The organism is Serratia marcescens (assembly GCF_006715005.1).
GTDB classification, from domain to species: domain Bacteria; phylum Pseudomonadota; class Gammaproteobacteria; order Enterobacterales; family Enterobacteriaceae; genus Serratia; species Serratia montpellierensis.
The window spans coordinates 1,979,710-1,999,739 of record NZ_VFMJ01000001.1 but is presented as its reverse complement, the minus strand read 5'-3'; the positions used below and the strand labels follow the sequence as shown (position 1 = coordinate 1,999,739).

The window sequence follows — 20,030 nt, the reverse complement described above, 5'->3', positions numbered from 1 at the left end:
GATATTCGCCAATGGCTTCAAAGGGTTGAGTTTTGTTTTGAGATACCCGCCCGCCGCCATTTCAGCGTCGGCTTGGCGAACATCACCAGGTTGCCCAGCAGGATCAGGCACAGGCCCAGCACGGCGTTGAAGTGCCACTGATAGCCTTCGTAGATCGTTGAGATGGTCAGCGCCACCAGCGGGAACAACAGGGTGCTGTAGGCCGCCGCGCCGGCGCCGATGCGGCCGAGCAGGCTGAAGTAAGCGGCGAAGGCGATCACCGATCCGAAGATCGCCAGGTACAGCAGGGAGCCGATATAGCGGCTGCTGTATTCCATCTGGAACGATGCGCCCTGCGCCAGGGCGATCAGCGCCATCAACAGCGCGCCGTAGGTCATGGCGTAGGTATTGGTGGAAAAGATATCCAGCCCGCGGCGCTGATGGCGCGTGCTGATCATGTTGCCCAGCGAGAAACCGTAGGTACCGAGCGCGCTCAGGCCGATGCCTTTAAGCAGCTCCGGCGCCATGCGGGTGGCGGCCAGATCTTGCCAGAACAGCGCCACGATGCCGGTCAAACCCAGCAGCGCCGCCGGCAGCAAGTTGGGGCTGGGGCGCTGGCGGAAAAACAGCAGGCTGTTGAGGGCATTGAACAGCACCGCCATCGAGAAGATCACCGATTCCAGCCCGCTGCTGATGTAGGCGGCCGCGTGGTAGAAGCAGAAGAAGTTGAAGCCGAATACGCAGCAGCCCTGCAGCACGCAGAACAGATGATCGCGCGGGGCGAGGCGGCGCAGGCGGCGCGTTAGCAACAGCACGGCGAACATCACCGCGGCGGCAATGGCGAAGCGGTAAGCGATCGAGACGGGAATGGCCACCGGCCCTTCCTGTTGCAGGGTGATCGCAATCCAGGTGGTGCCCCAAATCAGCACCACGGCGAGGTACAACAGCGCATTCATTCTATTTGTTACTCCGAAAAAACCGATGGCGCAGTATCCGCTTTGGCGCGCGGCGGCGCTTGCAGCGCTTTGCGCTCAGTTGCATATTCTTGCGCTTTTTTTGCCAAAAGCGCGGGGCGGCGGCTGGTATGCGGTGGCGCCACTCTTTACACTGTCGGCATGTCGAACAACGGGGCCGGCGATGTCCAACTATCAGGCGTTTGAAACACTGCGTGAGCACAAGGCGCGGCTGCACGGCAGCGTGCTGCTGGGCACCGGCGTGGAGCTGGCCGCCTGGTCCAACTGCAACGATCGCGTCACGCAGGAAAGCGCCGACCACCATACCCTGAGCCTGTACGTCGCCGACGGCTATGAGTGCTACCAGCAGGTGCCGGGCGGCTGGCGCAACGGCGGCGGGCCGGATCGGTTCTGCATCATGCCGCGCCAATACGCCTCCACCTGGGATGTGCGCAGCGATCTGTCGTTCGTGCACCTGTATTGCACCGATGGGCATCTGCGGCAGCTGGCGGAGCAGACCTGGGATCGCAGCCCGGCGGCGATCAACGTGGAGCAGCGCAGCTTCGGCGAAGATCCGCAGATCACGCTGCTGTACCGCCAGTTTTTGCTCAACTGCGATTGGCAGGACAGCGCCAATCTGCTGGCGCTCAGCAGCGCGTCGAACCTGCTGATGTCACACCTGATCCAGCGTTACAGCCAGCTGCAGTGGAAGCTGCCGCCGGTGCGCGGCGGCCTGGCTCCTGCGGTAGCCCGGCGGGTGCGGGAATATATCGCAAGCCACCTCGATCGGCCTTTGCTGTTGGCGGATCTGGCGGCGCAGGCCGGGTTGAGCGAATACCATTTCGCCCGCATGTTCAAGCACGCCACCGGCCTGGCGCCGCACCAGTTCGTGATGCGCGCCCGGCTGCAGCGGGCGGAACAGCTGTTGCGGCATAGCCAACAGCCGATCACCGAGATCGCGCTGGCGTGCGGCTTCAGTTCCGCCAGCCATTTCAGCAACCGCTTCAAGGCGGCCTATGGATTTGCTCCGCTGCAGGTGCGGCTGGGGCGCTAACCGAAAGGGAGTGCAGCATGGATCAACAGTTTGCCGGGCTGGGCGTGTTGTTTGTCGCCGGATTCGGGCCCATCACGCGTGAGAGCGACGAGAGCAAGGCGTTTTATGTCGAGGCGCTGGGGCTGCCGCTCAAGCCGATGCCGGGCAACGAAACCTATCTGCTGTCGGAGCAAGGCGCGCTGGACGGGGTGAAGCATTTTGCCCTGTGGCCGCTGGCGCAGGCGGCGCAGTCCTGCTTTGGCGACGATCGCTGGCCGGCGGATCTCGCGGTGCCGCAGGCATGGATCGAGTTTGACGTGGCCGACATGGCGGTAGCCACCCAGGGGCTGGTCGATCGCGGTTATCGGCTGTTGGTCGCCAATCGCGAAGAGCCGTGGGGGCAGAGCGTTACCCGTTTGCTTAGCCCGGAAGGCTTGCTGGTTGGCGTCACCCATACCCCCTGGCTGCGTTAAACGCCGTGCCGTTCGCCGCCGTTTTGCAGCGGCGGGCGGCCTTAAGAACAAATACGCATTAGCTTAAAGCGATCTGCGCTATAGACCTATCGAATCCCCGAGTTGTTTCCTTCCCTGAAAGCAGTAATCCCGTTCATTGCGTTAAAACCAAGGGCCAGAATGCGCTATTGCCATGCCATTTTACCGCGATTTCCCCCCGTCTTTTTTTGCCGCCAGGTGCCTGATGGGAATAGAGATTATTCTTATATTTCCGCCAACCCTTAAGAAATAATAATGATTCTCGTTTTCAACCACGGAAAGGAGAAGGAACGATGAAAACAGTGAAGCGAACGGGCATTGCGTTGGCGATAGCCCTGACTTTCCCCCTGGCATTGCCTGCCGCTACGGCGGCGCAACCCTCCCTGACAAACAGTAAGGCGGCGACGATGACGGAAAAACACGGGCAGTTCATTGCGGTCGGTAAAGTGGTGCAGGTGACCTTCGGCGATTTCGCCTTCAAGCTGGATTTTACCGATGACAAGACCATGACCTTCACCGGTATCGGCGAGGCGTCGCAGGGCATCACCGATACGGTGCAGTACACCGCAGTGGAGATTCGGCCGAAGGTTTACATGGTTTATTGGCACGAACCGCAGTCCGGCGACAACGTGACGCATATCGAGGACTTTGAGCGCGGCGAGGTGTACACCAACATCGCCGCCAAGGACGGCAGCTTCACCCATCTGAAAGGGCAGCTGAAAATCGTAGGTCACTCAGGAAAATAAGGAGCAGTTATGAAAAAGGCATTGATCACCTGTGCGATCGTCGGCGGCTTGCTGGCGAGTTACCCGGCGCTGTCAACGGATCAGGCGGCGTCTTACAAATCGGCCGGCAAAGGCGGCTATCATCATGCCCAGCAGAAGCTGAAGGTGGTGGAGGATCTGTACGCGGGCTTCTTCAACCGTCACGACATCGGCGTGGCGCAGAGGCTGATTGTGGAAAACTACAAGCAGCATAACCCGTTCGTCGGCGACGGCATCAAGCCGTTCCTGGATTTCTTCAGCCAGACCTTTAAAGACAATCCGCAGTACAGCGCCAAAATATACCGCAGCGCGGTCAACGGCGATCTGGTCTACGTTCACGTCAAATACCAAAATAACCCGCAGGATCGCGGCACCGCCAGCGTGGATATTTATCGGGTGAACGATCAGGGGAAAATCACCGAGCATTGGGACGTCAATCAGGATGTGCCGGAAAAATCGGCCAACGACAATACCATGTTCTGATCCGCAAGGGCCGCTGCGGCGGCCCTCAACACGCCCGCAACACTTTATTTACTTACATAAATATTAAATGACCGCCGCGTCGAGTAGGCTACGGCCGCCTTTGGCAGTGGTGGCACGGTTGATGGGCGTCATTGTCCCACCACTGCTTGAGGCGTTTCCCCGCATTTCCCGTTATCCCGCGCGTTGACTCTCCACTTTTTTGAACTGACGGCGCAGCTGCAGCGCATTGCAAAGCACCAATACCGCCGTGACGGCGAACACCCAGCGGAACCCCATCATCGCCGAAATGCCCGATCCCAGCAGCGGGCCGACCACGTTGCCCAGGTACATGAAGGATTGGTTATAACCGAAGATGCGCCCGGTCACCTGATCGGAGGAATACCTCAGCAGCAACGCCTGCACCGCCGGCATCAGCGCGCCGTCGGCAAAACCCAGCAGGAAGCGCAGAATGCCCAGCTGTAATGGCGTATTGACCCAGGCCATCACGGCGAACAGGCCGGTGGTGAACAACAGCGCGGCGATCAGGATGCGCGCGGTGCCGATGCGATCGCCGAGCCGCCCGAGGCGCGGCGCCGAGATCAGCGCCGCAATGCCAGGCACGGCGGCGATCATGCCGCTGACAAAGGCGATATTGCTGACGTCGCCCGACAGCTCGCGGATGAACAGCGTCAGGATCGGGCTGATGGACGAGTTAGCCAGCTGGATCATCAGGGTACAAACGAACAGCGTGACGATCAGCGTCGGATAGGGCAGCGAACGGAATACCGCCTTGCCGCTCAGCTGATCCGCTTTTTTCACCGTGATGCGCCGCTCTTTAATCAGGAACAGCGTCACCAGGAAGCTGACGAACATCAGCCCGGCGGTGACGAAAAACACCACCCGCAGCCCCAGATGATCGGCCATCAGCCCGCCTAACAGCGGCCCGGCGATCACGCCGGAGATCTGCCCGGTAGAGAGCGTGCCCAGCGCCCAGCCGCTTTTATCGCGCGGCGCCTGCGAGGCGACCAGCGCCATGGCGTTGGGAATATAGCCGGACGTCAGCCCCATCAGGGCGCGCAGCGCGAACAGCTGCCAGACGTTGGTGGCCAGCCCCTGCAGCGCGATGACGATCGCCATGCCCAGCGAGGCGCGCAGCAGCATCAGCTTGCGGCCTTTGCGGTCGGCCAGGCTGCCCCACAGCGGCGACACCACCGCCGAGACCAAAAAGGTGCCACTGAACACCAGCCCGGACCACAGGCTGAGGGATTGGTGATCGCTGACGCCGAGCTGTTCGACGTACAGCGGCAGAAAAGGGAGGATTTGGCTCATCGCCAGCCCGGTGAAGAAACACCCGAGCCAGACCGAGATCAGATTGACTTTCCACGCTTCCATCGGCTTACCGTACCACGTTGAATAAGGAGGGATTTATTAAGCAAAATAATAATAACACTGCAAATTAATCGGCGAGGAGCAAATGCGTGAGCAAACGTAACCCTGCCGATGCAGTGTCTTTTTTGCTATATATTAATAGATATATTATCATAGGTAACTAGGTTAAGCCAGAGCGGCGCGGTAGCCAGGAAGGGCACCGCGCGATCCGGCGGTGTGAAAGCAGGGATAAACTGAACGCTAGATGATGCCAATGAAAAAAGATCACCCTGAAGACGTGTCGCTGCTGCGCACGCAGTTAATGTCGCTGGTGCGCCGTTTGCGGCGCGAGTCGCGCAGCGACGAAAAATCCTGGGCCCAGCTAATGCTGTTGGGGGCTATCGATCGCCACGGGGGCGAGGCGACGCCGTCGCTGCTGGCGGAATCGGAGCGCATGCGTTCCTCTAACCTGGCGGCCGCGTTGCGTGAGCTGGAGGCCGACGGGCTGCTGGTGCGCACGCCGGATGCCGAAGACAAACGCCGGGTGCGGGTGCGCCTGACGTCCGCCGGACTGGGCCTGCTGGAGCAAAGCCGCAGCCGGCGTGAGGCGTGGCTGTTGGCGGCGATGGAGAGCTGTTTAACGGAGCGGGAGCAGGCGCTGTTGATTGAGGCGGGGGCGTTGATGGCGCGGCTGGCGGCGGCGCCGTCAACGGACGCGGAATAATCGCTGGGCGGCCGGTGCGCCGCCCCCGCGGCGAGATTATGGCATCGGCCAATCGACCGGCATGGTGCTGACCACGTCCACGTAGCGATCCCAGGCCGATGACCAGAACTGGGTGAAGGCTTCCAGGGTAAGGTGGATGCCCATCAGGCCCATCACGAACCAGCAGGCGGTAAACAGGCCCAGGCTGCTGAACATGAACGCCATGCCGTTGCGGCTGGTTTTACGGCAAACGACGTTTAACTGGCTGGCGAAGAACATCATCACGGCGCTCAGCAACTCCCAGCGCATCATGACTAAACCGGTGGCAATGGTACTCATCGAACTCGATCCTATGTAACGAAAAGCCGCATCCGGCAGGGCGCCGACAGGGAAATGCGGGGGGATAACGGGAATAATGTGATTTAGATCACATTGTAGCATTGGGGCGAACGGCGGCTCAATGGGGATCGCGGTGAAAAAATAGCCGCCGGTAACATTCCAATATGCTGAAACAGTTATGCCATTTCATTAGCAACCTTTTCATGGGGCGTCGCGCCCGATAACGCTATGCTTGCCGGCTTTTCAGCTCCCTGATTTTGCGGGGAAATGTGACGCAAAAGGTACCGGCACTGCATGGCCCTGTTAAAAGAAACAATTCGCGACCACTCTGCGGAAGAAAGGCTGTTTATCGGCCGGGCAGGCGTGGCGCTGGCGCTGGTGGTGGTCTGCTTCGGCGTATTGATCGTCAACCTCTACCGGCTGCAAATCCGCCAGCACGGCTTTTACCAGACGCGCTCCAACCAGAATGACATCAAGATGCTGCCGATCGCCCCCAGCCGCGGGCTGATCTTCGATCGTAACGGCACTCCGCTGGTGCGAAACGTGACACTGTATCGTATCGAGATCACGCCCAGCAAAATCACCGACATGGCGGCGTTGCTGCAGGCGCTGACGCCGATCGTCGACCTGACGCCGGAAGACATCAGCGCGTTTCGCGACGACATGCACCACAACAGCCGTTACAAGCCGGTGACGCTCAAAGCCGGGCTGAGCGACACCGAGGTGGCGCGCTTTGCCGTCAATCAATACCGTTTCGACGGGGTGACGATCGATACCTATCAACAGCGTGAATATCCTTACGGCGCCCAGCTGGCACACGTACTGGGCTATGTGTCGAAGATCAACGACAGCGATCTCAAACGCCTGGACAAGGCCGGGCTGAGCGAGAACTATGCCGCCGACCGCAACATCGGCAAACAGGGCATCGAGGCCTATTACGAGTCCGAACTGCACGGCACCACCGGCTATCAGGAGGTGGAGGTGGATAACCACGGGCGGGTGATCCGCCTGCTGAAGGAGCAGCCGCCGAAGGCCGGCAAGAACATCTACCTGACGCTGGATTTGCCGCTGCAGCAGTACATCGAATCGGTGCTGAAGGGGCAGCGCGCCGCGGTGGTGGTGGAAGATCCGCGCGACGGCGGCATCCTGGCGATGGTCTCCAGCCCCAGCTACGATCCCAATCCTTTCGTCAAAGGCATCGGCTATCAGGCCTATAAGACGCTGCTGACCAACCCGGATCTGCCGCTGATCAACCGCGTCACTCAGGGCTTGTACCCGCCGGCGTCGACGGTGAAGCCCTACATGGCCGTTTCTGCGCTGTTTGCCGGGGTGATCACGCCCACCACCACCTTTTTCGGCGCGCCGACCTGGACGCTGCCCGGCACCGAGCGCCGCTACCGTGACTGGCTGAAAACCGGCCACGGCATGCTCAACGTCACCAAAGCGATCGAGGAGTCCGCCGACACCTTCTTTTATCAGGTGGCGTATGAGATGGGCATCGATCGTATTCACCACTGGCTGAGCCAGTTCGGCTACGGCCAGTCCACCGGCATCGATCTGAACGAAGAGTACCGCGGCGTGCTGCCGAGCCGCGACTGGAAGCTGAAGGTGCACAAAAAAGGCTGGTATCAGGGGGATACGGTTTCGGTGGGCATCGGCCAGGGGTATTGGGTGGCGACGCCGATCCAAATGGTTAAGGCGCTGACCACGCTGATCAACAACGGCCAGGTGAAAACGCCGCACCTGCTGTATTCGCTGCAGCAGGGCAACCGGGTCACACGCTATCAGCCGCCGGCGCAAGCGGCGCAGATCGGCGATCCCCACTCGCCTTACTGGGGCATCGTGCGCAACGGCATGTACGGCATGGCCAACCTGCCGAACGGCACCGGTTACAAACTGTTCCACACCGCGCCGTATCAGATCGCCGCCAAATCCGGCACCTCGCAGGTGTTCAGCCTGAAGCAAAACCAGACTTACAACGCCAAAATGATCCCGGTGCGGCTGCGCGATCACATCTTCTATACGCTGTTCGCGCCTTACAAAACCCCCCGGGTGGCGATGGCGCTGATCCTGGAAAACGGCGGTGGCGACGGCGTGGTGGCGGGGCCGACCGCCCGCGCGATCCTCGACCATATTTTCGACCCGGCCAACGCGTCGCAGCCCGGCGATCCGGCGCAAAGTAAACCGCAGTTAAACGACAGTGCGGATGTGCAACGGTGATGCGGTTTGTTTTTACTTTCTTACAAACTGCAATCTCCTGACCATTTCCGGCAAGGTAGACTGAAATAACACCATAAACCGAATAAAAACGCAGGGTTAACACAACAGTGGCGCCATCGACCAAAAAAAGCGGTAAAACCTATTCCACAGTTCGTTTCGGCTGGATTTGCGCCGGCATACTGGTCTGTTTTTTTCTGTTGGCGTTCAGGGTCGGCTACCTGCAGCTGCTGGAACACCAGCAGCTGGCGGATCAGGCAGACCAGCGCTCGATCCGCACCCAGGTGGTGCCGACCAACCGCGCCATGATCACCGATCGCAACAATGAGGCGCTGGCGGTCAGCGTGTCGTCCAAGGACATCGTGCTGGATCCGAAACACATTCTCGATACCCAGACCGACACCGGCAACGAGCGCTGGCAGAGCATGGCCAACGTGCTGAAGATCCCGCTGGCGGACGTGCAGCATCTGATCCAGAGCAACGCACACAAGCGTTTCGTCTATCTGGCGCGCAAGGTGGAGGACGACAACGCTGCCTACATCAGCAAACTGCACCTGACCGGCGTCAGCACCGAGCAGGATTTCAGCCGCTTTTATCCGATGGGCCAGGACGCCGCCGGGCTGATCGGCATCGTCGGCCAGGACAATCAGGGGCTGGAGGGCATCGAGCTGGGCTTCAACCCGCTGTTGCAGGGCAAAAACGGCCTGCGGGTCTACCAGAAGGACGGCAGCGGCGCGGTGATCGGCGTGCTAAAAAGCGTGGATCCGGTGCCGCCGCCGAACGTGACGCTCAGCATCGATAAATTTATCCAGTACGTGCTCTATGCGCAGATCCGCGACGGCGTGGTGGCCAACCAGGCCGACTCCGGCTGTGCGGTGCTGGTCAAGATCGACACCGGCGAGATCCTCGGCATGGCCAGCTACCCGTCGTTCAACCCGAACAACTATGGCAGCACCCCGGCGAAAGACATTCGCAACGTGTGCAGCAGCGACAGCTTCGAACCGGGCTCGACGGTGAAACCGGTGGTGGTGATGGTGGGGCTGGAGCATAAGCTGATCCGGCCCGATACGGTGCTGGACACCACGCCGTATCGGGTGAACGGTCACCTGATCAAAGACGTCGGCCACTGGTCGAAGTTGACCATCACCGGCGTACTGCAAAAATCGAGCGACATCGCGGTATCGCACATTGCGCTGGCGCTGCCGGCCACGGTGCTGCCGGCGGTCTACCGCAGCTTTGGCCTGGGGCGGCCGACCGAGCTTGGCATCGGTAATGAGAGCAGCGGCTATCTGCCGCAGCATCGCGAACGCTGGGCCGATATCGAACGTGCTACCTTCTCCTTCGGCTATGGGCTGCGCGTGACGCCGCTGCAGATGGCGCGCGAGTACGCCGCTATCGGTTCCTTCGGCATTTATCGGCCGCTGTCGATCACCAAGGTGACGCCGCCGGTGATGGGGCAACGTATTCTGCCGGCGGATACGGTACGATCCGTGGTGCATATGATGGAGAGCGACGCCTTGCCGGGCGGCAGCGGGGTGAGCGCCGCGGTGCCGGGCTATCGGCTGGCGATCAAAACCGGTACCGCCGAGAAAATGGGCCCGAGCGGCAAATACGACGGCGGCTACATCAACTACACCGCCGGCGTGGCGCCGGCCAGCGATCCGCAGGTGGCGCTGGTGGTGATGGTCAACAACCCGAAAGCCGGCAAGCACTTCGGCGGTTCGGTGGCTGGGCCGGTGTTCGGTAAGATCATGGCCCAGGTGCTGGAACACATGAATATTCTGCCGGATGCCCAGCCGCTTAACGTGGTGTCGTCGGTCAAGGGATGAGGGGGATTAGCGCGATTCCAGCAGGCGCTTCAGCGCCTGCAGATCGGCGTTGACCAGCCCGGCGTCGCGGGCGAACATCGCGTCGTCCATGTCCGGTTGGCGGAACAGGGTGAAGATCACCTCGGTGCCGTGCCGGTTGGCGAGCGTGCGCAGCGGCACGTAGACCACGCTGCGGTTCGGCAGCGTCACCCAATGATCCAGCACGCCGAAGGCATTCGGCGCGCTGAAGCGAATACGGAGTTTCCCCTGCGGGGTGTCTGCCACCCAGCCTTCATCTTCCTGCCGTAAACTGTTGGCCAGCCCTTTGGCCCACAAGGGGAAATTTTCCGGGCGGCTGAGAAAGGCGTACACCTCGTCACAGGGGCGGTTGATGGCGATATGCAGCGTTTGCGCGCTCAGCATTGTGGCTTCTCCGGTTGGCGGCGATACTTCAGTGTAGATCTCGCCGCACTCAGAAGTAGTAACCGAAGTTCACGTTGGTACGAAAATACCATTTATTGCTGCCGGGGGATTGCGTGCCGGTCCAACCGGTGGCGTTTTCCACGCCGCCCCACGGGTTGGCATTCTGCGCCCAGGTCAGATCCACCCACAGCATCACCGGCATGGCGAAGACTTGCACCCCCAGCGTATTCATTTTGGAGTCGGAACCGCCGTGCCTGTCCTTCCAGAGCACGCTGTAATCGTTGTAGAACCGCAGCTTTTTCACCGGCCCCCAGGGCACGTCGACGTCGCGCGCCAGGTTGATGGCGGCGGTGGTGGCCTGCGACGGGATCAGATAGGCCGGCGTCAGGCCGTTGCCCCCCATCAGGATCACCGAATTGTTGGCCCCGGCCGGGCCTTTGGCGTCGTAACCGTAGCGGATCACCTGGCCGGACAGATGCCAGGGATCGTTATTCACCAGCGTATGTAAGCCTGCCGCCCAGAAGCTGCCGTTATCGCCGGTCGCCTGGTTGTAGAGCCGCGAGGCCGCCAGCGAACCGCCGAGCTCATTGTCCCAGCCGCCCTGGTGGAAAGCGCGCGTCAGCCGCAGGTTTACCTGATCGCGTTTTTCGTTGCGCTGTAGGTGCTGTGACGCATAGTTGGTGTTTTTCAGATCGTCGTAGCTGGCGACGTCGGGGGCGTAACGCATGCCGGTCGGCATCATGCGCGGGTAGTAGGCGGCGTCGAAGGCCCAATCGTCAAGCTGGTATTGGTATTTGGCGCCAAGCCCAGTGTTGACGCCAAAGCCAAGGTAAAACGGAATGCCGTACGACCAGCCGAACTGCGGGTAGGGCATCAGGCCGAACGGTTTGAACGGCGCGCCGAGCTGCACGGCGGAGCGCTCAGACAGGCGGTAGCCGACATAGGCGCGGTCGATGGCGTATTTGCGCCGATCCTGAAACCAGAATCCGCTATCGAAAAACGCGTCGTTGACCTGGCCGGCGGCATCGATGCGAAAGGCGTCAAAGCGTAAATGCGGAGGATTCCGATAATTGCTGCTGTGCCAGTCTTCATAGCGATAATTGGCGCGCAGCGCGCCGCCGATATCAATATTCTTTTTATTATCCTCGCTTTGCCAATGAATATGCGGAAATGCCGCGCGGCTTTTTTTTACCGGCACTGCGGTGGCGGCAGCATCGTTGGGCAATGCGGCGACGGTTGCATAACTCACTGGTGAAACAAGGAAAAAACAAAGCGTGATCTTGCGCATGCCTGGCCCCTGAAGAAAGTAGACTGTTTATTAAGGCGAGCGAGTTTCACCTGTGAACAGGGTGCTTACGCTCATCGGTTTTATATTTGAGACGATTTTATCGAGCGTTTCATATATTAAATTTAGTGCCGGTTAATATATGAAACTTTGTTTCTTTTTTAATGGGAAAGCTATAAATCCGGTATTAAACAAGTCAAGAAATAAAAATGAGAGTTGACGGTCAATACCGATTATTGGGTTGTTTTGGTCGGCGGGAGCGGCACAGCAGGCTGAAATAGTAGTGTCATCAATGCCCGTTAGACTCGCGGCATCCTGGTATTACTGACAAAAAATCATGAACATAAAACTGACACTGGGCCGCAGGGTAAAACCTGCGGCGGCGCTGCCGCGCGCGTTTGGCTTCGGCAAGAGCATGGGCTTATTGAGTGGGGTAATTTGCGTTATTGCGCTATTTTCTCTGCTGCAATTGTTTTCCACCCTATTTATTTCCAATATTCTGCGCGACGCCAAGGTTAATCTGGTGACGGGCGATGCGCTGCATCGCCAGCAGGCGACGATGGATCGCGCCAGACTGTCGCTGCTGACGGCCAGCGATACCCTGAACCGCGCGGGCATCTATTATCTGCAGGATAAAGCCACCGGCTCCGACGGCAGTTGGCACAGCCTGCTGGATGAGTCGTTGGCGGCGTTGCAGGCTTCAGAGCGGGCCTTCACCCAGTTTGAGCGCTTGAGCGCGGAGGCGCCCGAGGCGCCGGGCGCCCTGAAAGACAGCTACCGTCTGTTCTATGACGGCCTGAAAGAGCAGGCGCAAGGGCTGCAGGGCAGCAGCATCGATGCGTTTTTCGCCGTGCCGATCCAGGCATTTCAGGCGGATTTTAACGAGAAGTATCTCGCTTATCAGGCGCTGAACGAACGGCGTGGCGATGACGTCAACGTGCGGCAATTGGCGGCGCTGGAGCAGGCCAAGACCTTTGCGCTCGGCGCGTTGGCGGCGCTGGCGCTGATCGCCGTGGGGGTATGGGTCGGCGTCTCTCGCTGGGTTATCGCACCGTTGCAGCGGGCAATCGCGCACCTCAACGTGCTGGCCGCCGGCGATCTTTCGCGGCCGCTGCCGCCTGAGCGGGCATTCAACCGCGAGATGCGTCAGCTGCAGACCAGCATTGGCCATATGCAAAGCGGCTTGCAGCGTCTGGTGAGCGAGGTGCGCGATGCGGCGAGCGGGATCCTGAGCGGCGTCGGGCGGCTGGCGGACGGCAATCGCCAGTTGACGGCGCAGTCGGCGAAGCAGGACGGCGAATTGCAGTTGGCGACCGAGCACGTGCAGCAGCTGGCGGCGCGGGTGGAGGAAAACGGCCAATACGCGCAGCAGGCCAGCCAACGAACCGAACAGGCCCGGCAGTGCGCCGGCGCCGGTGAGCAGATGATGGCAACCGTCAATGTTTCGATGCAAGGGATCGTCAACCAATCGGCCGAGATGCGCGGTATCGTCGCGCTGATCGACAGCGTGGCGTTCCAGACCAATATTCTGGCGCTGAATGCGGCAATCGAGGCGGCGCACGCCGGCGTTCACGGCCGCGGCTTTGCCATCGTGGCCAAAGAGGTGGGGCTGTTGGCGCAAAAGAGCAGCCATTCGACGCGCGATATTCAGCAGTTGATCAACCGTTCGTTGCAGCAAATCGATCAAGGTTCGCAGGCGGTGGATCTACTGACGGGCAACCTGCGCCAGATTATCGATCTGGTGAACAAATGCAGTGCGCTGATGGGGGACATTTCCCTGGCATCGCTTAATCAGGGGGAAAGCATTCAGGACGTGACGGCGCGCATCTCGGCGCTGAATCAGGTGGCGCGCCAAACCGGCACGGTGGTGAACGCGGTGACCGAGGCTTCGCAGCTGTTGCAGGGCGAGTCGGAACGGTTGGAAAAAGCGATGGCGCGTTTCAGGCTGCCGGCGCAATAATTACTTCCGATGCAGATTAATGAATAATAAAGCTGCGCTTAACGTTATTTATTATTTTCGTGCCCTGAGAAAGTTCAGCGGTTAAATAAAAGTGCAGGCCGACGTTTATGGATTAAAAAAGCATCGGCCTGCAGCGATTATTTTTGACGGGATGATTAACGGCTGGTCTGGTGGCCGATAATGCCGCCGAGCGCTGCGCCGCCGAGGGTGCCCAGCGTGCTGCCGTCGGTCAGCACCGCGCCGCCGACGGCGCCCACGCCCGCGCCGATCGCCGTGTTGCGATCGCGATTGGACATATGCCCACATGCGGTAACGGAAAGCGTTGCCATCACCACCACCAACACACCTGCGGCACGTTTAATATTCATAATGAGTTCCTGGTAAATTGACTGATTAATGGATTAAAAATAATCCGATTAATCTGCCGGTAGAAGTTGGGATGAATGTATTCCTCCGTAAGAAAATCGAACAGGTAAAAATTCTTAATTTTGCGGCGGTGAAAAGCGATTGCTCGCCGAATGTGCGGCCGCCGGTAAAATCGTGAGTCTATACTGGAAAGACGCCTCGCGGGGTGCGGGGCGCACACTCTGGAGGCCGCCATGTCCGATCTCGTTTCCGCATCCGGCAAACCGGTGAAAATTCCCGGCCCGGATCACCCGATCACCTTGACCCGCCATCCGGCGCGGGTCGTCGTGCGTGCAGCCGGCCAAACCCTGGCCGACAGCCGCAACGTGCTCATCCTGCAGGAAGCCACCTATCCGCCGGTGTTTTACTTTCCGCGTGAAGACGTGAATAGGGCGCTGTTGCAGAAAAACGAGCACGTCAGCTACTGCCCTTATAAGGGCGACTGCAGTTATTTCTCCCTTGCGTTTAACGGCGAGCAGGGGGGTAATGTGGCCTGGAGCTATGAAATGCCCTATAACGCCGTGGTGGCGATCAAGGATCATCTGGCATTTTATCCCGATAAAGTGACGGAAATCCGCACCGAGGCCTGAGCCGCTGCCGCCTCCGGGCGGGGCGGGTTGACATTCTGCTTATCCCTACTCATTATGTGTATTACCGGAAATTGATACGCTTTCCTTATGTTTTAATCCGACATAAACGAAACTCTGAGCAGGTGCCAAGGTGTCTACCTCTACGCGATTTGCCGTTGCCATCCATATTCTGACCAACATCACGCTGTGTCGCGGCCAGACGGTGCGTTCCGAAGATATCGCGCGCAGCGTCAACACCAACCCGACGGTGGTGCGGCGCATCCTCGGCGCGCTGGCGGAGGCCGGGCTGACCTATTCACAGATGGGGCAAGGCGGCGGGGCGCTGCTGGCGCGGCCGGCGGAAGCGATCTCGCTGCTGGACGTGTATCGCGCGGTAGAGGATCAACCGTATTTCATGCTACACCGCACTCGACCTAACGATGCGTGCTATATCGGCCATGCCATTACCCCGGTGCTGGAGCAAGAGTTTGCGCGCGTCGGTCATGCGCTGGAAGCCAGCCTGGCGCAAACCAGCATCGCCGAAATGGCCGGGCAGGTCGAGCGGCGTGCCGGCTATCCTTTCGTCCCTTGTTCGCCGCAATATCAAGCGGATACGCAATAAAAACCTACCCCAAATCCCGTTCCGCCCAGAGCATTTTTTGCATTGCGTTAATGTAATTGTGTAAGTTACATTAGCTCGCATCAAGTGTGATGTAGCTCACGTTTTAGACTGCCTCCCCACGATAATCGACCGATTGGCCGGAAACCTTTTCTTCCGGCGCAGATTCGCTGTGCTTATAAACCAGGAGAGAACGATGTTAGAAATGATTGAAAGCTTGGCCACCGTGGTGGTCCTGGTACCGGTAATGGTGGCCGTTTTGCTCGGCACGATTTACGGCCTGGGTGAAGTGTTTAATCTCTTTTCCGCTATCGGCCGCAAAAACGGCTGATCGGCACGCCAGGGGGCGGTTCTCGTCCTCCGGCTCCCCCGTATTTTCCTTCTCCAACATTGCTCCATCGCATAAATATTTCGCTAATCCCGAAAAAGTTGGGCGCTCAGCGTATCGATAAACACCCTGAGTTTCGGCGTCAGTTGTTTGCTGGAAGGCCACAGGACTTTAAAGCTGCCGCGGTGGTGACTGTGCTCGCGCAATATCTGCAGCAATCGCCCCTGTTCCCGTGCGCGCTTCACGGCAAAATCCGGCAAACAGGCGATGCCCTGGCCGCTTTCTGCCAGGTAAATCAGGGTATCGACGGTGTTGCAGACCAGCCGGGTGTTGATCCCCTCGGCGAGCAGCTTTTCCCACCCGGCGATCGGCCAGGGTTCCACTTTGCCGGTCGATGGAAATTTGTACAGCAGGCAGGCGTGGCCTTGCAGTTCCGCCGGCTGACGCGGGATCCCCATCTGGCGCAAATAATCCGGCGAGGCCACCAGCTGCAGATGAAACGTGCCCAGTTGGCGGCTCATCAGCCGTGAGTCCTCGGTCTCGCCGACGCGAACCACGGCATCAAAACCTTCTTCGATAACATCGACCCGACGGTCGGAAAAATCGGTCTCCAGCTCAATCTCCGGGTAACGCCGGACGAATTCCGCCAGCACCGGATTCAACAGGTCGCCCACCAGCGGCAAACTGACGCGCAGCTTGCCGCGCGGCGCGCTGTGCGTATCGCTGATTTCCCGTTCCGCCGCCGCCAATTATCCCAGAATGCGCTGGCAGCGGTGCAGAAACAGGCGGCCTTCGGCGGTCAGCGTCATGCTGCGCGTGCTGCGGTGAAACAGGCGCGTGCCTAGCCGGTTTTCCAGGCGGGCGATGCTTTTCCCCACCGCGGAAGCGGAAATGCCGAGCACGCGCCCGGCCTCAACGAAACTCAGCGTCTCCGCGGCCTGCACAAAGACGCTTACCCCAGACAGATTATCCATTGCTCGTCCTATTGCGGACGTTAATGTCCGCTATGAAAGGAAATCTAGCCTGTTTTTTCGTTAATCGCCACGGCCTATGCTCGGTGGTGACAGCATGGGCTGACTACCTGGGGTAATAAAGATGAGTGAATACGGATCCTCCGCCAACGCGATCGACGGCGCGATAGAGAGAGCCTTGCGCGAAAAACGATTGGTTGGCGCGGTCGTTTTGGTGGCGCAGGGCGGTGAGATCGTTTATCGACGTGCGGCGGGCATGGCAGATCGCGAAGCGGGCAAGCCGATGGCGCTCAATACGCTGTTTCGGCTGGCTTCGGTGTCCAAACCGATCGTGTCCACGGCGGCGCTGGCGCTGATGGCGCGAGGAGACATGCGGTTGGACGATCCCGTTACCCGCTGGCTGCCGGATTTTCGTCCGCGGATGGCGGACGGCACCGTACCGTTGTTGACGCTGCGCCATTTGATGACCCACACCGCCGGGTTAAGCTACCGCTTTTTTCAGCCGGAAGGCGGATGCTACGCCCGATTGGGCGTCTCCGACGGGATGGATGAGGCGGCGGTCAGCCTGCCGGAAAATGTGCGGCGCATTGCCTCCGCGCCGTTGCTGGCACCGCCCGGCGCGGAGTGGCGTTATTCCATCGCCACCGATGTGTTGGGCGCGATTATTGAACGGGCGAGCGGCCTGCCGCTGGCGCAGGCGGTCAAAAAATGGGTGACCGGGCCGCTGGCGATGACGGATACCGATTTCCTGGCGATGGACGCCGCGCGCCTGGCGGTCGCTTACGCTGACCATCCCGGCGAGCCACGCCGCCTGCGCCAGCCGGATCGTTTACCGTTCATCGACGGCAGCGCCGGTTTTCATCTGTCGCCGGCGCGTGCGCTGGATCCGCAGGCGTACGCCTCCGGCGGCGCCGGCATGGTCGGTTCGGCCGAGGATTTTCTGCGCCTGCTGGAAGCGTTGCGTCAGGGAGGAAAGCCGGTACTGCCAACCGAGTGGGTGGCGGCGCTGACCACCAACCAAATCGGCGATCTGCCGATGCCGTTTTGGCCAGGGCGCGGCTTCGGCCTGGGCATCACCGTGCTGAAAGATCCCGTCGCCGCGCAAACGCCGGAGTCCGTTGGCAGCTGGCGGATGGGCGGCACCTATGGCCACTCGTGGTTCGTCGATCCAGTCCGGCAGCTCAGCGTAGTGGCGTTTACCAACACGGCGCTGGAAGGAATGTCCGGCGCCTTTGTCGGCGAGATTTGTCAGGCGGTTTATGCCGCGATGGGAGCGAGGTGATGGGTCTGATGCCACCGATTTTCTTTATCGCGCTGGGGCTGTTCGGCGTTTACTGCATCGAGTTCGGCGTGGTGGGCATTTTGCCGCTGATCATTGCACGGTATGGCATTTCCACGGCGCAGGCCGGCTGGCTGGTCGGGATCTTCGCCCTGACCATTGCGCTGCTCGGGCCGCTGTTGGTGCTGTTGGCGTCGCGGTTCAATCGCAAACGCATGCTGTTGATCGCGTTGACCGTGTTTGCGGCGGCCAGCGCGCTGTCCGCACAGGTGGACAGCTTCGCCATGCTCATGCTGCTGCGCATTGTGCCGGCGTTGTTTCATCCGATCTATTTTTCACTGGCCATGGTGGCGGCCGCGGCGCTTTATCCGCCGCATCAGGCCACCAAAGCAACCGCATATGCGTTCATCGGCACCAGCATGGGCATGGTGCTGGGGATACCGTTGACGCAATGGATCGCCGGACAGTTCAGCTATGAAGCATCGTTCAGGTTCTGTGCTTGGGTGAACCTTCTGGCGGCGCTGGGATTACTGTGGCGTTTGCCTGATGCTGCCGTACAGCGCCTCAGCTATGGCAAGCAGTTGGCGATCCTGCGCAGCGGTACGCTGTGGTTGAATATCACTACCTGCGTGCTGATCTTTGCCGCCATGTTTGCCGTCTATGCTTACGCGGCCGAGTACCTCAGCCGCAAAATCGGTCTCAGCGGCGGCGTTATCGGCTTTCTTCTGGTGGCGTTCGGTGTGGGCGGCGTCGCGGGCAACCTGTTGGCCGGCAGATGGCTGAGCCGCCATCGTGCGGTGACGGTGTTGCTGCACCCGCTAGCCTTGATTGCGGCTTATGCGCTGCTGTATCGCTACGGCAGCGCGAATATCGGTTCGATGACGGCGCTTTGCCTGTATTGGGGAGCGGCGCACACCAGCGGTTTGATTGTCACGCAGATTTGGCTGACCGCCGAAGCGCCGCAGGCGCCGGCGTTCGCCACCGGGCTGTATATCGCCTTTATCAATCTGGGCGTGGCGGTGGGCTCGCTGGCGGGCGGCGGGTTTATCACCGCGTGGGGGCTACAGGGCAGCCTGCTGTGCGGGGCCATGTTTGCCGCATTGGCGACGATCGCTATCGCTTGCCGGCTGTGGCTGCAACGGCAGGCTACGGTTTCGTTGCGTCGATCATCGCCATCACCTGCCGAAACATCGCGCTTTCCGCATCGGCCAGCTCGTTGACCAGCGTAAAGTGATTGCAGTGGCGGTCGGCCAGCAGTTGGACGTCGAGACCGCGCGCCAGGCAGGCGTCATAATAGGCCTGCGTCTGGTTTTTGAAGCCTTGCGTTTCGCGGTGGCCGACGTCGAGCAGGATCTGCGGCGCGTGCGCTTTCGCCGGCAGCAAAAACAGCGGGCTGAGGGTTTGCGCCTGTTCGGGCGTCAGGTGCAGCCAGTCGTTGATGTAGATATCGCACAGCGGGCGCAGATCGTAGAGGCCGCTCAACGCCAGCGCGCCTTTGATCGCATCGGGCGGCAGGCGATAGCGTTGCTGCCAGCCGTCGGCGATCAGCATGCCGCACAGGTGGCCGCCGGCCGAACTGCCGCTGACGAAAATGCGCGCCGGATCGATGCCGAAGGGCGCCCCGTGATGGTAGAGCCAAGCGACGGCGCTGCGCACCTCATGCACGATCTCCGCCAGCGTTGCTTCCGGCGCCAGCGTGTATTCCAGCGTGGCGACCGCCACGCCGCGACGGGCAAACGCGGCGGCCATCGAACAGGCTTCCTCTTTGCGCTGTGAATGCCAATAGCCGCCATGGATAAAGATCAGCAGCGGGGCGGGTTGTGCGCTGGCCGGGAACAGGTCGAGGCGCTCGGCGGCGCTCATGCCGTAGCGCAGATCGTAAATGCCCGGCGTCTGCGCCTTGGCGCGCTGGGCCAGCGCGGCGTATTCCACCATGCAGGCGTCAAAATCCTCCACCGAAGCGCGGGCGTTGTATTGCACGGCGCGTGCGCTCAGGTCTTCAAACGTCAGATCGATGTTCATGCGTTTCTCCGGATTGTTATGCGTTATGCCTTCATCATCGTCCCGCAGGCGA

The 20,030-nt window shown here is 60.2% G+C and carries 20 protein-coding genes and 1 pseudogene; 13 read left to right on the top strand and 8 right to left on the bottom strand.

Translation table 11 applies throughout. From position 1 onward, the window contains the following. Window positions 1-17: 17 nt before the first annotated feature. A complete protein-coding gene (locus FHU12_RS09470; RefSeq protein WP_141968978.1) occupies window positions 18-935 on the bottom strand; it encodes a DMT family transporter in 918 nt (305 codons plus the stop codon). Between the two features lie 181 nt (window positions 936-1,116). Between FHU12_RS09470 and FHU12_RS09465 the strand changes: the two genes are divergently transcribed. The 4 genes from FHU12_RS09465 (at window position 1,117) to FHU12_RS09450 (ending at window position 3,703) form a co-directional block, all read left to right on the top strand. After that, window positions 1,117-1,986, top strand: a complete 870-nt coding sequence (locus tag FHU12_RS09465; protein WP_096242226.1) for a helix-turn-helix domain-containing protein — start codon at window positions 1,117-1,119, stop codon at window positions 1,984-1,986. Between the two features lie 17 nt (window positions 1,987-2,003). Further along, window positions 2,004-2,438, top strand: a complete 435-nt coding sequence (locus FHU12_RS09460; protein WP_049203999.1) for a VOC family protein — start codon at window positions 2,004-2,006, stop codon at window positions 2,436-2,438. A gap of 311 nt (window positions 2,439-2,749) precedes the next feature. Next, complete coding sequence (locus FHU12_RS09455; RefSeq protein WP_204275775.1) at window positions 2,750-3,202, top strand: MoaF-related domain-containing protein; 453 nt, start codon at window positions 2,750-2,752, stop codon at window positions 3,200-3,202. A 9-nt stretch (window positions 3,203-3,211) separates the two neighbouring features. Beyond that, window positions 3,212-3,703: a nuclear transport factor 2 family protein gene (locus tag FHU12_RS09450; protein ID WP_047727596.1), complete on the top strand. Its 492-nt coding sequence runs from the start codon at window positions 3,212-3,214 to the stop codon at window positions 3,701-3,703. 171 nt (window positions 3,704-3,874) lie between these two features. Here FHU12_RS09450 and FHU12_RS09445 read toward each other — a convergent pair whose 3' ends face one another. Then, window positions 3,875-5,074, bottom strand: a complete 1,200-nt coding sequence (locus tag FHU12_RS09445; RefSeq protein WP_141968976.1) for a multidrug efflux MFS transporter — start codon at window positions 5,072-5,074, stop codon at window positions 3,875-3,877. A 250-nt stretch (window positions 5,075-5,324) separates the two neighbouring features. Between FHU12_RS09445 and FHU12_RS27520 the strand changes: the two genes are divergently transcribed. Next, the gene (locus tag FHU12_RS27520; protein ID WP_141968974.1) at window positions 5,325-5,774 is read left to right on the top strand and encodes a MarR family winged helix-turn-helix transcriptional regulator; all 450 of its coding nucleotides are present in this window, start codon (window positions 5,325-5,327) and stop codon (window positions 5,772-5,774) included. Window positions 5,775-5,810: 36 nt separating this feature from the next. Here FHU12_RS27520 and FHU12_RS09435 read toward each other — a convergent pair whose 3' ends face one another. After that, on the bottom strand, window positions 5,811-6,092 hold the full coding sequence (locus tag FHU12_RS09435) for a YjcB family protein (RefSeq protein ID WP_033634498.1): 282 nt from the start codon (window positions 6,090-6,092) through the stop codon (window positions 5,811-5,813). Between the two features lie 294 nt (window positions 6,093-6,386). On the opposite strand from FHU12_RS09435, the gene mrdA2 reads away from it, so the two are divergent. After that, entirely contained in the window at window positions 6,387-8,312 is a 1,926-nt protein-coding gene (gene mrdA2, locus FHU12_RS09430) for a peptidoglycan DD-transpeptidase MrdA2 (RefSeq protein WP_141968971.1), read from the top strand. 107 nt (window positions 8,313-8,419) lie between these two features. Beyond that, window positions 8,420-10,138, top strand: coding sequence for a penicillin-binding transpeptidase domain-containing protein (locus FHU12_RS09425; RefSeq protein ID WP_141968969.1), 1,719 nt, complete (start codon window positions 8,420-8,422; stop codon window positions 10,136-10,138). A 6-nt stretch (window positions 10,139-10,144) separates the two neighbouring features. Here FHU12_RS09425 and FHU12_RS09420 read toward each other — a convergent pair whose 3' ends face one another. Then, a complete protein-coding gene (locus FHU12_RS09420) occupies window positions 10,145-10,540 on the bottom strand; it encodes an SRPBCC family protein (RefSeq protein ID WP_141968967.1) in 396 nt (131 codons plus the stop codon). Between the two features lie 49 nt (window positions 10,541-10,589). Continuing rightward, complete coding sequence (locus FHU12_RS09415) at window positions 10,590-11,828, bottom strand: hypothetical protein (protein WP_141968965.1); 1,239 nt, start codon at window positions 11,826-11,828, stop codon at window positions 10,590-10,592. A 334-nt stretch (window positions 11,829-12,162) separates the two neighbouring features. Here FHU12_RS09415 and FHU12_RS09410 point away from each other — a divergent pair, with 334 nt between their 5' ends. After that, window positions 12,163-13,785 (top strand): methyl-accepting chemotaxis protein, encoded by a 1,623-nt coding sequence (locus tag FHU12_RS09410; RefSeq protein ID WP_141968963.1) that lies wholly within the window; start codon window positions 12,163-12,165, stop codon window positions 13,783-13,785. A gap of 155 nt (window positions 13,786-13,940) precedes the next feature. Here FHU12_RS09410 and osmB read toward each other — a convergent pair whose 3' ends face one another. Beyond that, on the bottom strand, window positions 13,941-14,153 hold the full coding sequence (gene osmB / locus FHU12_RS09405; RefSeq protein ID WP_004940700.1) for an osmotically-inducible lipoprotein OsmB: 213 nt from the start codon (window positions 14,151-14,153) through the stop codon (window positions 13,941-13,943). 231 nt (window positions 14,154-14,384) lie between these two features. Here osmB and FHU12_RS09400 point away from each other — a divergent pair, with 231 nt between their 5' ends. The 3 genes from FHU12_RS09400 (at window position 14,385) to FHU12_RS09390 (ending at window position 15,709) form a co-directional block, all read left to right on the top strand. Next, a complete protein-coding gene (locus FHU12_RS09400) occupies window positions 14,385-14,780 on the top strand; it encodes a DUF427 domain-containing protein (protein ID WP_141968961.1) in 396 nt (131 codons plus the stop codon). Between the two features lie 130 nt (window positions 14,781-14,910). Next, a complete protein-coding gene (locus FHU12_RS09395) occupies window positions 14,911-15,381 on the top strand; it encodes an Rrf2 family transcriptional regulator (protein WP_048321542.1) in 471 nt (156 codons plus the stop codon). A 193-nt stretch (window positions 15,382-15,574) separates the two neighbouring features. Next, a complete protein-coding gene (locus FHU12_RS09390) occupies window positions 15,575-15,709 on the top strand; it encodes an AcrZ family multidrug efflux pump-associated protein (RefSeq protein ID WP_141968959.1) in 135 nt (44 codons plus the stop codon). 83 nt (window positions 15,710-15,792) lie between these two features. Here the strand turns inward: FHU12_RS09390 and FHU12_RS09385 are convergent. Continuing rightward, window positions 15,793-16,680, bottom strand: a pseudogene (locus FHU12_RS09385) (LysR family transcriptional regulator). A 121-nt stretch (window positions 16,681-16,801) separates the two neighbouring features. Here FHU12_RS09385 and FHU12_RS09380 point away from each other — a divergent pair. Then, window positions 16,802-17,959 carry a serine hydrolase domain-containing protein gene (locus tag FHU12_RS09380; protein ID WP_141968957.1) on the top strand — a complete coding sequence of 386 codons (1,158 nt, stop codon included), beginning with the start codon at window positions 16,802-16,804 and terminating at the stop codon, window positions 17,957-17,959. Beyond that, a complete protein-coding gene (locus FHU12_RS09375; RefSeq protein ID WP_141968955.1) occupies window positions 17,959-19,176 on the top strand; it encodes an MFS transporter in 1,218 nt (405 codons plus the stop codon). Before FHU12_RS09380 ends, FHU12_RS09375 begins: the two co-directional genes overlap by 1 nt. Here FHU12_RS09375 and FHU12_RS09370 read toward each other — a convergent pair. Beyond that, window positions 19,103-19,978, bottom strand: coding sequence for an alpha/beta hydrolase (locus FHU12_RS09370; protein WP_141968952.1), 876 nt, complete (start codon window positions 19,976-19,978; stop codon window positions 19,103-19,105). The genes FHU12_RS09375 and FHU12_RS09370 overlap by 74 nt on opposite strands. Window positions 19,979-20,030: the final 52 nt, after the last annotated feature.